The 13084-nt window shown below is 56.8% G+C and carries 10 protein-coding genes; 8 read left to right on the top strand and 2 right to left on the bottom strand.

Annotated elements, in window-relative coordinates; all coding sequences use genetic code 11:
- Nucleotides 1-125 precede the first annotated feature (125 nt).
- On the top strand, nt 126-440 hold the full coding sequence (locus tag IEQ42_RS20345) for a hypothetical protein (RefSeq protein WP_210704917.1): 315 nt from the start codon (nt 126-128) through the stop codon (nt 438-440).
- Between the two features lie 77 nt (nt 441-517).
- Here IEQ42_RS20345 and IEQ42_RS20340 read toward each other — a convergent pair whose 3' ends face one another.
- Nucleotides 518-958 carry a carboxymuconolactone decarboxylase family protein gene (locus IEQ42_RS20340; protein ID WP_200615487.1) on the bottom strand — a complete coding sequence of 147 codons (441 nt, stop codon included), beginning with the start codon at nt 956-958 and terminating at the stop codon, nt 518-520.
- Nucleotides 959-1294: 336 nt separating this feature from the next.
- Here IEQ42_RS20340 and pdxR point away from each other — a divergent pair, with 336 nt between their 5' ends.
- The 5 genes from pdxR to IEQ42_RS20315 all read left to right on the top strand — a co-directional run bounded on the left by pdxR (nt 1295) and on the right by IEQ42_RS20315 (nt 5531).
- Nucleotides 1295-2728, top strand: coding sequence for a MocR-like pyridoxine biosynthesis transcription factor PdxR (gene pdxR / locus IEQ42_RS20335; RefSeq protein WP_210704916.1), 1434 nt, complete (start codon nt 1295-1297; stop codon nt 2726-2728).
- A gap of 123 nt (nt 2729-2851) precedes the next feature.
- Nucleotides 2852-3145, top strand: coding sequence for a putative quinol monooxygenase (locus IEQ42_RS20330; RefSeq protein ID WP_042559480.1), 294 nt, complete (start codon nt 2852-2854; stop codon nt 3143-3145).
- Between the two features lie 227 nt (nt 3146-3372).
- On the top strand, nt 3373-3777 hold the full coding sequence (locus tag IEQ42_RS20325) for a cupin domain-containing protein (RefSeq protein ID WP_210704915.1): 405 nt from the start codon (nt 3373-3375) through the stop codon (nt 3775-3777).
- Between the two features lie 217 nt (nt 3778-3994).
- A complete protein-coding gene (locus tag IEQ42_RS20320) occupies nt 3995-4690 on the top strand; it encodes a substrate-binding domain-containing protein (protein ID WP_210704914.1) in 696 nt (231 codons plus the stop codon).
- Between the two features lie 250 nt (nt 4691-4940).
- Nucleotides 4941-5531 carry a hypothetical protein gene (locus IEQ42_RS20315; protein WP_210704913.1) on the top strand — a complete coding sequence of 197 codons (591 nt, stop codon included), beginning with the start codon at nt 4941-4943 and terminating at the stop codon, nt 5529-5531.
- A gap of 145 nt (nt 5532-5676) precedes the next feature.
- On the opposite strand, the gene IEQ42_RS20310 is transcribed toward IEQ42_RS20315, so the two are convergent.
- A complete protein-coding gene (locus tag IEQ42_RS20310; RefSeq protein ID WP_210704912.1) occupies nt 5677-10584 on the bottom strand; it encodes an NAD-glutamate dehydrogenase in 4908 nt (1635 codons plus the stop codon).
- Nucleotides 10585-11089: 505 nt separating this feature from the next.
- Here IEQ42_RS20310 and IEQ42_RS20305 point away from each other — a divergent pair.
- Complete coding sequence (locus tag IEQ42_RS20305) at nt 11090-11443, top strand: hypothetical protein (RefSeq protein WP_210704911.1); 354 nt, start codon at nt 11090-11092, stop codon at nt 11441-11443.
- 932 nt (nt 11444-12375) lie between these two features.
- A complete protein-coding gene (locus IEQ42_RS20300) occupies nt 12376-12972 on the top strand; it encodes an ABC transporter transmembrane domain-containing protein (RefSeq protein WP_210704910.1) in 597 nt (198 codons plus the stop codon).
- Nucleotides 12973-13084 lie beyond the last annotated feature (112 nt).

Here is a 13084-nt window from a genome sequence, read left to right as displayed (position 1 = left end):
ATCCTGAGGGCTGTTTATGAATCTGGTGTGACGGGCGGTGCAAAAAAACCATCACGGGATTTGCGCACGGCGTGCACTAGACTCATTCCATAGCGCGGCCCCTTCGGGTCGGCCAGGAGGCCTGCATGAAATCATTGTGGAAAATCACCTTCGGTGGGCTGTTGCTAAGCCTGTTCGCCAGTGCCCACGCCGAGCAGCGGCTGGGTTGCGTGGATGTGACGGTCGGTGGTTACAAGGCACCGAATTACGATTGCCTGAGTCAACAGATGGGCAACAACCCGGAAGGCGCGGCGGCGGCGCAGAAGAATCAAGAAGCGCTGAATGTGCCGGTGAACAAACGGCCGCCGAATCAGGTAGGCCTGGCAACACCGGCGGCAACCAGCACGCGGATGGGCAATACGTTTGGAACGTCGGTGAAACCGCAGCGCCCGCCGAACTAGGGAAATGATCGCAGCCTTCGGCAGCTCCTACAGTTGATCCCATGTAGGAGCTGCCGAAGGCTGCGATCTTTTGATCTTCAGTCACTTGGCGTTTGACGAAAGCTCACTGCCAGTCGATTCCAGCTGTTGATGGTGGTCACGGCCACCGTCAGGTCGACCAGTTCGCCTTCGTTGAATTGCTCGCGTGCCAGTTGATAGACGTCGTCCGGCACATGGCTTTCCGAGAGCAGCGTCACCGCCTCGGCCCACGCCAGCGCCGCGCGTTCGCGGGGGTTGAAGAAGTCACTGTCGCGCCACACCGCAATCGCATACAACCGCCGATCACTCTCCCCCGCCCGCCGTGCGTCCACCGAATGCATGTCGGTGCAGAACGCGCAGCCGTTGAGCTGCGAAGCGCGGATCCGGATCAGTTGCAGCAACGGCTGCTCGATGCTCAGGTTACCGGTCAGTGCCTCCATGGCAATCATGGCTTTCATGGCCTTGGGCGAAGCGTTGTAGTAATCCAGGCGCGGGGACATGGGGTGATCTCGGGACGCGTAATAGTGGCCTCAAGGTATGCGCTGCCACAGCGGCGTTACAGCCCCAATTCCACGGAAAATGGCTACACCACTAATTGGAGCAATGGTGTTTCACACAAAAATTGCAGACACAGCAGATCCCTGTGGGAGCGGGCTTGCCCGCGATGACGTCGGCACATCCTACGAAAATGTCGCCTTATGTACCGCTATCGCGGGCAAGCCCGCTCCCACAGGGATCTAGGCCAATTTCGGGTTTTTGTGGTGCGCAACTATTGCCGACCACGCAACAGCGGTAATCTGGCCGGCACACCAAATAGCCCCCGGAGCCTCGTCGGTATGGAACTTCACGTCGTGATCAACGGCCGCAAGGATCTTGCCGGTCAGTTGTATCAGCAACTGCGCGAGGCCATCGAATCCGGGCGCCTTGCCGCCGGCACGCAATTGCCGCCCAGCCGTCTGCTGGCCGAGCAACTGGGTATTTCGCGCAAGACCATTTCCGACACCTACGCGCTACTGACCTACGAAAACTTCCTCACCGGCGTGATCGGCAAAGGCACCTACGTCAATGCGCGCCCGGCGCAAGTCCAGCGCAAGCAAAGCCACACCGAGCTGGCCGGTGCAGAGGTGATCGAGAGTTGGCGCAACTTGCCGGTGTTCCTGCGCCATCCGACGCTGCAAGGTTCGCTGCGCTACGACTTCATCGGTGGCGCCACCAGCAAGGGCCAGTTCCCCCATGACGACTGGCGCCGCTGCGTCTCCCACGCCATGCGCCAGATGGCCGCGTCCAAAGGTTTCTACAGCGTGCCCGAAGGCCTGCCGGCGCTGCGCAATGCGATTGCCCGGCACATCGCGTTTTCTCGCGGGGTCAACTGTCAGGACGAAGACATCGTGGTGTGCAACGGCGCACAACAGGCGCTGGACCTGATCACTCGCGTGTTGATCAGCCCCGGCAGCCTGGTGGCGATGGAAGATCCGGGCTATCCGCCGGCACGCCTGTTGTTCGGCACCCATGGCGCCGAGGTGGTCGGTATTCCCGTGGATGCCGAGGGGATACAGGTTGAACACATCCCTGATGGCACGCGGCTGATTTATGTCACGCCGTCGCACCAGTTTCCGCTGAGCATGCCAATGAGCCCGGCGCGCCGCGAAGCCTTGCTGGCTCGCGCTCATGAACTGGGAGCGATCATCATCGAGGACGACTACGACAGCGAATTTCGCTATGAAGGGCGTCCGACCGATTCGCTGCATAGCCTCGACCAGCGCGGCATCGTCGCCTACGTCGGCACCTTCTCCAAGACCCTGCTGCCGGAGCTGCGCCTGGGTTACGCGATCCTGCCGCCATCGATCCTCGAAGCAGTGATCCGCGCCAAGCAACTCACCGATCTGCATGCCTCGACCCTGCCGCAATGGGCGCTGGCCAAGTTCATCGCCGAGGGCTGCCTGCTCAAACACATCCGCCGCTGCCACACGATTTACGCCCAGCGGCGCGAACGGATTCTGGCGCGCATGGCCAGCGATCTGTCGCCGTGGCTCGAGGCCGTGCCGCCCAGTGCCGGGTTCCACATGGCCGCGTTGTGCAAGGTGCCGATCGACCTGCCGCTGGTGATCGAACTGGCAAAAAAAGTCGAGGTCGGGCTGTATTCCATCGACGGTTTCTATTACCAGCAGCCCGTGCGCAGCGGTTTGTATTTCGGCTTCGGCGCCATCGAGACCCTCGACATCGATATCGCACTGGATCGCCTGCGCGACATTCTGCAACAAGTTGCCTGAATGATTGGTCTCGGCGATTAACCGCCGATTGGTTATTGGTGATCGACAGGGGCAGGCCTATTCTGCACAGGCGTTATCCCTCAATGAGCAGGATTCGTCCGGCCTGATTCAGGAGTGTGAGTAATGTCCAACGAAGTGATCAACACGGTGCAACTGCAGGCTGCGGCCGGCCGCTCGGATGAGCTGGGCAGGCAACTGCAGAAGATCGTCGACACCCTGCGCGAAACGCCGGGCTGCGATTCCTATCTGGTCGACCGCTGCCCCGAAGACAACCACCGCTGGACGGTCAGTGCGCGATGGCAGTCGGAGGCGGCAATGCAGGCGCATTTCAACCGGCCCGAGGCGCAGGGGTTTATCGACCTGATCGACAGTCGATTGGCCAACAGTGTGGATTTCAATAGTTTCCCCATCGTCTGATCTGACGCCATCGCTGGCAAGCCAGCTCCCACAGGGTTTCGTGCCGTTCATTAATCATATGAACGGCACAAAAACCTGTGGGAGCCTGGCTTGCCAGCGATGGCTTATCTGGAAGCGCTGAAAATCCACAGATTGGTCACCCAATCTTCCCGAATATTGGCCGTTTGAATGCCCCGTCCTGCGGACTACTGTGATTGCACCCCCCAATCATCACAGGTAAACCCGCCATGAAAGCCCTGCCCTTGTTCACCGCTGCCCTCACCCTGAGCCTTTGCGCTTCTGCCGCTTTCGCTCATGACCCGTCCGAGAAAATCACCGTCCTGCAAGACCAGATGCTAAAAAACGTCCCCGGCAAAAAAGCCATGATGATCGAAGTCGATTACAAACCGGGCCAGTCGTCCATCGCCCACAAACACGAGGGCACTGCCATGGCCTATGTGCTAGAGGGCGAAGTGATTTCCCAGGTCAAGGGCGAAGAAGCGGTCACTTACAAGAAGGGTCAGTTCTGGTACGAACCGGCCGGCTCCGAGCATCTGGTGTCGAAAAATGCCAGCCAAAGCAAACCGGCGAAGTTGCTGGTGTTCATGGTGCTGGCCCCGGATGAACAAGTGTTGATCCCGCTGAAAAACTGATGGCTGTTTAGTCAGCCATAAATAAAAAGGCGCAAATCGACAATCGGCGCCTTTTTATTTCCCGCAGCAATTACCCGCAACGGGTTACAGCAAATGAAACTATCCATGTCGTTTTAACTCAGCAAAGGGTCAGCTCGGTGGGTTTAGTCTGGTTCAACTGTCGCCATGAACGACATTGAAAACTTTCCGACTGATGTTGTTTCACGGGAGAAACACCATGAAACTTGCGCTCACCAGTGTATTAGCGATATCGGTTCTAGCCCTGTCAGCCTGTTCGATTCCCACCGCCCCCCGAGCAGTCTCATCACTGGACACACTGCTTCCTCACCCTACCGGCCGCAGCAGCGCCACCCTGGTGAACAGTGGTCCCGGCGTTTCGCTCGGCGTGGTCTACAGCCCAAGCACCCAGACCAACCGCGAATACCTGCGCGGCTATCAGGCCAACGCCGGCACCGGGTTCGGCCAAAGCCTGCTGGTGCAATCGATCCATGACGCCTACGTCGCCAGCTCGAAACCGGACATGGCGGTGGACTGGGTCAACGCCTCCCTGCAGCGTCAGTTCGGCTCGGTGACGGTGTATCCGGACATGCAAAGCCTGCGTGCGGCCAAGCCTGATGTGGTAGCCATCGTCGATACCCATAGCCAATTGATCACGTCACGCAGTTCCGACATCAAGGCCGATGTCAGCGCCGATTTTTATGACGCCCAGTTGAACTATATCGCAACGGCAAAGGGCTCCGCGGCAAGAGAACTGACACCACTCTGGGCGGACTTCAAACGCTCGGAAGAAATTGTTGCGGATATTAATCAGCAGCAGGATGTGCAAACAAGCGCTCTGAAAAAATTCGACCAATCGCTAAACAACGTGTTGAAACCCGCTGTAAATACCGTATCAATGCTGCAAAACAACTAACGCCACCGTTAACAGGCAACGCCTCTGCCTAGATGATAAGCAGAGGCAATGCTTTTTAACGCGTGCAACATCACAAAAGAATCCGCAACCCGATTGCACTACGTCATTTCTTTACCAGTTATTCCAAACCGCTAATGCGATCTTCACTCGCGCAATAACAAGTAACCGTTCCAGGCTTTTAAAAAACTCAATGAATTGCATACTGTCGATGCAACACAGAACTTAAACCCAACCAAACAAGGACGAACCCATGGGTATTTCGAATAGCCGATCTTTTCTGGCAAAAATCAAATTCGATGATGCTGACATCGTATTCTTCGACAAACATCCTTTCGGCAAAAACTACGAGTTCCGCAAGAGCCATATCACTACATCCCAAGGCCCTGAAAAATCCGGTGACACCCTGGCCAGCTACTCTCCAGCCAGGTGGGATGGCCCGGACTACGCTTACTTTATTGGCCATGACGATTACACGTACAAGATACAATTCCGCAGCGGCACGAACCATGCGTTGTATCTCGGTGCCGGCGTCAAAATCGGCTATCCCCTCGGAGCCTTCACGGAATCGAACACCACAGGTTCTTTCGCACTGTTCGATGCCAATTTGAATGTCGTCACACTGGATGACATTACAACAAACAATGCCAGCGTTTATTTGAAATTGAATCAGGGCGATTTCATTAAAAGGCAAGTGCTCGACGATAAGGTCTACACTTTCAGCGGGCAACAGGGGACTCTGGTCAAACTCAACATTGAAATCGTCGAACGCGGTTTTGATGACTTGGCGAATTACGGGTTCTCGCGTTCGGCGCAACAATTCCTGAGACTGGATTCGAATTAAAGTTCGGGTATTTCGAATAAAGGAGCAGTCGACGCGTAATAGCATCGACTGTATCCGAGAGATTTGCGCGGCTGCACTTGTTGAGCCCGCATAAACAAAAAAGCCCCGCATCTCACGATGCGGGGCTTTTTCATTCAGTTGCCGATCAGACAGCCGGCTCGAGCTCGGCGTTGGCCGAGGTCGTCGCCGGTGCAGGAACGACTGCCTGGCCGCTCAACGCCAGATCCAGCAGCTCACGGTTGGCGACTGCATACATGGCGTAGTCAGTGCCGCTCGCGGCACGGATTTCCACCAGCATGGCGCGCCAGCGCGAGATCATGCTTTCGTGCTGCGCCATCCACAGCGCCAGACGTGTTTCAACGTCCTGAGTGCCGTCGCCCTGTTGCAGGACAGAGATGGTGATCGCACGTTGCTGCCAGTCCACATCATCACGGAACGCTTCACGGGCCAGCGCCTGCCAGTTGTTTTCAACCGGCAGAGCACTGATCTGTTGCAGGTACCAGGTGATGTCCAGCGCACTGCCCACGGCGAAGTAGGCCTTGGCCACTTCGGCAGGGTTCTGGCCAGTCACGTCGGACGCTTCGATGATCGGCAGCAGGGTGTACAGGTGCGAGGTGCCCGCAACCATACGCGCCAGCAACTCCGGTACACCGGCTGCGACGTAAGCCTGATAACGCGCCTGCCAGTTTTCACGGATTTCGCCGCTCAGCAGTTCGTCGAGCTTCAGACCCAGCTCTTTGAGGTGCGGACCGAAATGCGCGACGTCACGGGCAGCGTTCTGCTCGTTACGACGGGCACGCAGGAACCAGCGAGTGGCACGGCGACCCAGACGCATCAGCTCGTCCATCAGCTCCAGCTGTACGTCAGCGGAAACCTGATAGTCCAGCGCTTCGATCTGACGGAACCAGTGCGGGAGGTGGAAGATGTCGCGCACGATCACATAAGCGCCGGCCACGTTCGCCGGACTCATGCCGGTCGACTCTTTGAGTCGTTGAACGAAGGTGATGCCCATGTGGTTGACCAGATCGTTGGCGATCTGGGTGCTGACGATCTCGCGCTTCAGACGGTGACGACGCATGGCTTCGGAGAACTTGCTGACCAGGGTCGGCGGGAACGCCGTTTCCATGTCGCGGGTCAGGTAATCATCGTCCGGCACCTGGGAGCCCAGCAGCTGCTCCTTGAGGTCGATCTTGCTGTAGGAGATCAGCACCGATAGCTCAGGACGCGTCAGGCCGTGGCCTTCAGCGATACGCTCAGCCAGTTGCTCTTCGGTCGGCAGGAACTCGATGGCACGGTCCAGCTTGCCACGGCCTTCCAGATCGCCCATCAGACGCTTGTACTCAGCGATGCGCTCATACGCACGACGCGCTGCCAGGGACAAGGCCTGAGTCTGCTTGTAGTTGTTGCCCAGCACCAGATTGCCGACTTCGTCGGTCATGCTCGCCAGCAACTGGTTGCGTTGCTTGTCGGTCATGTCACCGGCCTGAACCACTTCGTTCAGCAGGATCTTGATGTTCACTTCGTGGTCGGAGCAGTCCACACCACCGGCGTTGTCGATGAAGTCGGTGTTGGAGCCGCCGCCATTGAGGCCGAATTCCACACGACCCAGCTGGGTCATGCCGAGGTTACCGCCCTCGCCCACGACTTTGCAGCGCAGCTCGTTACCATTCACGCGCAGCGCATCGTTGGCCTTGTCGCCGACATCAGCGTGGCTTTCGGTGCTGGCCTTGACGTAAGTACCGATGCCGCCGTTCCACAGCAGATCCACCGGCGCCTTGAGCAAGGCGTTCAGCAGCTCGGTCGGGGTCAGCTTGTCAGCCTTGATGTCGAAGCGTTCCTGCATCTGCGGGGAAATAGCGATGCTCTTCGCGCTACGCGAGAAGATACCGCCACCTTCGGACATGATGCTGGTGTCGTAATCGGTCCAGGCAGAACGCGGCAGGTCGAACAGGCGCTGACGCTCGACGAAGCTGGTCGCCGGATTCGGATTCGGATCGATGAAGATGTGCAGGTGGTTGAACGCAGCAACCAGTTGCAGCTTGTCCGACATCAACAGACCGTTACCGAACACGTCACCGGCCATGTCGCCGACGCCAACCACAGTGATGCTGTCTTCCTGGACATTGATGCCGCGCTCGCGGAAGTGGCGCTGTACGCCAACCCACGCGCCTTTGGCGGTGATGCCCATTTTCTTGTGGTCGTAACCCGCCGAACCACCGGAGGCAAACGCGTCACCCAGCCAGAAGCCGTAGTCGATGGCGATGCCGTTGGCGATGTCGGAGAAGGTTGCAGTGCCCTTGTCCGCTGCTACTACCAGATACGGGTCGTCATCGTCGTGGCGAACCACGTTCAATGGCGGAACCAGCGCGCCGTCTTTCAGGTTGTCGGTGATGTCCAGCAGGCCCGAAATGAAGATGCGGTAGCAGGCGATGCCCTCGGCCGCGATCTCGTCACGGCTGCCGCCCAGTGGCAGACGACGCGGCAGGAAACCGCCCTTCGCACCCACCGGCACGATGACCGAGTTCTTCACTTGCTGGGCTTTTACCAGGCCGAGGACTTCAGTGCGGAAGTCTTCTTCACGGTCGGACCAGCGCAGACCACCGCGAGCAACGTTGCCGAAGCGCAGGTGCACGCCTTCAACGCGTGGCGAGTAAACGAAGATTTCGAACTTCGGTACTGGCTTCGGCAGCTCTGGAATTGCGTGCGGGTTGAACTTGAAGCTGAAGTACGACTTGTTCTGGCCGTTGGCGTCAGTCTGGTAGAAGTTGGTACGCAGCGTGGCTTTGATCAGGTCGAGGTAACGACGCAGGATGCGGTCTTCGTTGAGCACCTGAACGTCGTCCAGTGCCGTCAGAATCGCTTGTTCCAGACGCTGTTGCTTGTCTTCCAGGTCGTCTTCGCTGAGCTTGCGCGCCAGATAGAAGCGGGTCTTGAACAACCGGGTCAGTTCGCGAGCGATGTCGGTGTGGTTGTTCAGGGTGCTGGCGATGTAACCCAGATCGAAGCCCAGACGAATCTGCTTCAGGTAACGGGCGTAGGCACGCAGCAGCGCTACGTCGCGCCACGGCAGGCCGGCGGTCAGTACCAGACGGTTGAACGCATCGTTCTCGGCTTCGCCACGCACGATGTGGACGAAGGCGTCCTGCAGGGTGTCGTTGAGTTGCTGGATGTCGAGGTCCAGACCTTCAGCGGCCGTGAACGCGAAATCGTGAATCCAGAACTCGCGGCCATTGGTGTGGCGCAGGCGATACGGGAATTCACCCAGAACGCGCAGGCCAAGGTTTTCCAGAATCGGCAGCACGTCGGACAGTGCCAGCGGCGTGTCGGCGTGATACAGCTTGCAATGCAGTTCGCGCTGGCCGGAAACCTGACCCAGCGGCTGATAGAAACTCATCACCAGCGGATTTTTTTCGTTCAGGCTCAGCAGGTGCTGCATGTCGACCACGGCCGAATGCGCAGCGAAACGCTCGCGGTAGCCGGCCGGGAAGCCTTTCGGGAAGTCAGCCAGCACGTTGGTGCCGTGGGCTTCGCCGAAGCTTTCGACGGTCAGTGCGGCGTAGTCGTCCTGCCAGCTGCGGCAGGCCTGAACCACTTCTTTTTCCAGCAGCACCGTGTCGATGTCGAGACGGTTTTTCGGATCGACACGCAGGATCAACTGCACGCGCGCCAGTACCGACTCGGAGAAGAACGTCCAGAACTCGCAGTCGGACGCCTTCAGACGTTCCATAAGTACTTGCTGGATCTTCTGGCGAACTTCGGTGGAATAGATGTCGCGCGGCACATAGGCCAGGCAGTAGCAGAAACGACCGTACGGGTCTTTGCGCAGGAACACGCGGATCTTGTTGCGTTCCTGGATCTGCACGATCGACATCACGGTCGTGAACAGTTCGTCGACCGGGGTCTGGAACAGATCATCACGCGGCAGCACTTCGAGCACCTGCGCCAGTTCCTTGCCCAGGTGAGCCTTGGACTGGAAGCCGGAGCGGTGTTCGATTTCTTCGACCTTGCGGCGGATGAACGGGATGACCCGCACGCTCTCGCCATACACCGAAGAGGTGTACAGGCCCATGAAACGGTGTTCCTTGATGACTTTGCCGTCGGCGTCGATTTCACGGATCGACACGTAGTCCGGGTAGGCCGGACGATGCACACGGCTTGGGTGCGCAGCCTTGGCGAACGACAGCAGGGTCGGTTCGCGCAGGTAGCTTACGGCGTAGTCTTCGATGCGCAGGTCATCGTAGGTCAGGCCGGTGCGCAGCAGCTTGGTCAGGCCGAGGAAGGAGTTCTGGTCGTACTCGATGTGGCCGCCGTCGGCCTGATTGGTGACCACGAACTCTTCGTAGCCCAGGAAGGTGAAGTGGTTACCCACCAGCCATTCCAGGAAGCTCTTGATTTCGGTCTTCTCGTCGGCGTCGACGACGAATGCGCTGGTGTCGAGCTTGGTGAGGAGTTCCTGCACCTTGGCTTTCATCGGTTCAAAATCGGCGACCGCAACGCGGACTTCACCGAGAACCTGCTCCAGCTCTTTGCTCAGCACATTCAATTCGGCCGCGTTGGCGCAGCGGTCGATTTCCAGGTACATCAGCGATTCGTGCAGTACGCCTTCGCCGGTGCTGCCTTTTGGCAGGATTTCCAGCAACTCGCCCTTGCTGCCACGACGTACGCTGAGCACGGTGGTTTGCAGGGTGTGGATGCTGTAGCCGCGGCGGTTCAGCTCGGTACGGACCGAGTCGACCAGAAATGGCAGGTCATGGTGCAGGACTTCGACCGCGGTGTGGGTCGACTGCCAGCCATGACGCTCGTAATCGGGGTTGTAGACGCGCACTTGCGGTTGCGCGTGATCGAAGCGCTCAAGCAGGCGCCACGCAGAGAGAGTACAGCCAGCGAGGTCGGAGAGGCGACGCTGGGTCAGCTCGTCCAGGGAAATGATGCCGAAGAATTGTTCAGCGAACAGCGCCACTTGTGGCAGTGCCTGTTCACTGATGTGCTGCGCCAGTGCCGCTTGCAGTTGGTGCTGGAAGTCGGCTTTGCTGGCTGCGGTGAAGAACGCCATCTGTGGTACTCCGCTTAAGCTTGTTATTGATGGAAAGCGTCGCGTGCAACACCCCATTCGGGGCTTGTGTCGCCCTGTTCCTGAATCTCGGGCAGAGGAAACAGGGGGACAGGTGGGTGAAGCTGGACGGGACACTCAGGTCACATTCACCTTCCATGAATGAGCATCTGCAAAAGCGACTGTCCGGGGCTGCCGGCAATGCCTTTACGGGTGCTCATCCGTTGCGCAGCTTAATGGGTGCGACAATGTGTCTGCTTGCGGTGCTGCGACATATTCGGTCATTGGCACGTAAACCAAGGCTCTGGCTGGGTTAAACACTAGCATTCATGGCGCATAACGCCGGTCTGAATGCCCGGTTTTACGGGACATTCGTGCCAGAAATGACCATTGACCCATGTCGCGTTCACGACACATCCTCTGACACTCTCACATGCAGAAATTCCCGAGGGCTGGCAGAATCGCGCCCAATTGCGACCAACACGCCCTTTGAGGCAGGAATTCCCCCATGCAAATGACCACCGCCCTACTCATCGTCAACCCGTGCGACGACGAAGAAGACAACATGGCCATGCTCTGCTGCCACAGCGACAAGGGCGACATGTTCCTGATGAGCCGCTATCCGGACGAGGATGAACTGGAGATTACGCTGGATGGCGAGCCTTCCACGCTCGATGGCGTCAAAGTTACCCTGACCTCGACCCTGCTGAAGATCGAGATTGCAGCGGCGGATGCCGATGCGCTGAACGGGGATGATGTGCTGGAGATCAGCTTCAACCCGGACATGGTGGATATGGATGAGGTTGTGGAGACTTTGAAGATCATCCTTGATGGCACCGGGACCTTCGTTAGCGAAGTTTGATGGCGTCTGGACGGGCCCCATCGCTGGCAAGCCAGCTCCCACAGGTATCAGCGGTGTGCATGCGATTTATGCAACACAGCGATCCGTGTGGGAGCTGGCTTGCCAGCGATGAGGCCAGAACTTCCAGCTCGATAGTCCCCTGCTACAAAAATCCAACAATTCCCACGATCATTTCCCGCACTTTGCGCGAAACATTATTAAACGTTGCAACTCATTGAAGTGAAAAGTTAAAAACCCCCACCTCTTACAACCGAAAAAACCGTAAGCAACCCCCTACTCAGCAGCAAGAACAATCCCACAGAAGCTTGGGAAATATCGTTGCCGATCTCAATTGAAAACCAAATAGCCCAATGTTATTTATAAATCACTTGCATTCCTATCAATGCAAGTGCATCAACTACCGGTTAGCGCCACATCAATAACAAGGAGTTAATATCATGGGTAAAAAACGTACCGAGATCGGCCCCTGGGATAGTCTTCAAGAGATGCTGTATACATCAGATAGTTTTCTGGCTTCTGAAGTGAGCTTCTTTGCCTCACTAACTAACTGACCGACACTGCAGGAAAGTGCCGGAGAAACTCTCCGGCATTTATACTATAGGAGACCATTATGTCTGAGCGGGAGTTTTGCCCTTTTGTAGCGCAATCAAAAATTGAGAAAACAATAAATTCCTTAGACCTGGAGGCGATTACACGCCATACCGACAACCGTTACAACTAAAAACCCTGAACAACAACATCACAAACTCAGGCCGGAAACTTTATTATAGAGTCATTACCGACTTTCCCGGAAACGGCATTGTTTGCCAAAGCTATATACCTGGCCTTGAACGCTTTAACATTATAAGAAATGGATGCCTGGTAGCACCACAAACCATCTTGCGTCAATCACCTGCAAAATAATGTTAGCGCTACACCACAGAAGACATTCAATGCAGACGCTCATCAGAACCGCTTGCAAAAAACACGCATGGCTATTGATCTCAACCATCACCACAGTCATAGCGCTGAAAGTCCTTGCACTAGCACCGCCACTGCTCCTGGGCAAAGTAATTGACACACTAAACAGTCAACCCCCAACAGCGCTAAACCCACTGTTTTTATTGACGGTGGCGATAACCCTAGCCGGGTGCATTCAAGCGGCAATCAATCCGCTGCAAATCTATTTCCTTTCCAAGCTGGTGCAACAGGTAGTGATGGATGCCTCAATCGGCTGGATGGCACAGTTGATGCGTAAAGAGTTCCAGCAATTCAACACTTGGCGTATTGGCCATTTCATTAAGTCAGTAGAGCGTGGGATTACCGCTCATGAGCAATTGCTGACGTTTTTCATCACCACCGGTTTGCCGCTGTGTCTGGAGTTCATCATCGTCGGACTGGCTTTTTACTACATGGATGGGGCAGGTATTTTTCTGGCAATGACTGGCATGGCGATCCTTTACTTGTTTGCCGCCCACCGAATCATCAAATGGCGCAGAAAGCACATTGATGCAGTTAATGAGCAGGAGGACGAACTAAGGAAGGTCTGAAGTACCCACCGATTTTTGAGGCCCTCGCTGCTTGAGGTTCAAAAAATCCAAGTCGGCCGAAAAACAGACCCTTCTTGTCTTTAATTCACGGCTCTTTCCTCTGATCGTGCTG

The organism is Pseudomonas iridis (genome assembly GCF_017980685.1).
GTDB lineage: Bacteria > Pseudomonadota > Gammaproteobacteria > Pseudomonadales > Pseudomonadaceae > Aquipseudomonas > Aquipseudomonas iridis.
This window is presented reverse-complemented; position numbering and strand designations above follow the sequence as displayed.

Excerpts from the sequence above, each read along its gene's own strand:
- IEQ42_RS20310 (WP_210704912.1), bottom strand. The coding sequence starts at position 10,584 with ATGGCGTTCTTCACCGCAGCCAGCAAAGCCGACTTCCAGCACCAACTG.
- IEQ42_RS20305 (WP_210704911.1), top strand. The coding sequence starts at position 11,090 with ATGCAAATGACCACCGCCCTACTCATCGTCAACCCGTGCGACGACGAA.
- IEQ42_RS20330 (WP_042559480.1), top strand. The coding sequence starts at position 2,852 with ATGTCCAACGAAGTGATCAACACGGTGCAACTGCAGGCTGCGGCCGGC.
- IEQ42_RS20325 (WP_210704915.1), top strand. The coding sequence starts at position 3,373 with ATGAAAGCCCTGCCCTTGTTCACCGCTGCCCTCACCCTGAGCCTTTGC.
- pdxR (WP_210704916.1), top strand. The coding sequence starts at position 1,295 with ATGGAACTTCACGTCGTGATCAACGGCCGCAAGGATCTTGCCGGTCAG.
- IEQ42_RS20320 (WP_210704914.1), top strand. The coding sequence starts at position 3,995 with ATGAAACTTGCGCTCACCAGTGTATTAGCGATATCGGTTCTAGCCCTG.
- IEQ42_RS20340 (WP_200615487.1), bottom strand. The coding sequence starts at position 958 with ATGTCCCCGCGCCTGGATTACTACAACGCTTCGCCCAAGGCCATGAAA.
- IEQ42_RS20345 (WP_210704917.1), top strand. The coding sequence starts at position 126 with ATGAAATCATTGTGGAAAATCACCTTCGGTGGGCTGTTGCTAAGCCTG.
- IEQ42_RS20315 (WP_210704913.1), top strand. The coding sequence starts at position 4,941 with ATGGGTATTTCGAATAGCCGATCTTTTCTGGCAAAAATCAAATTCGAT.
- IEQ42_RS20300 (WP_210704910.1), top strand. The coding sequence starts at position 12,376 with ATGCAGACGCTCATCAGAACCGCTTGCAAAAAACACGCATGGCTATTG.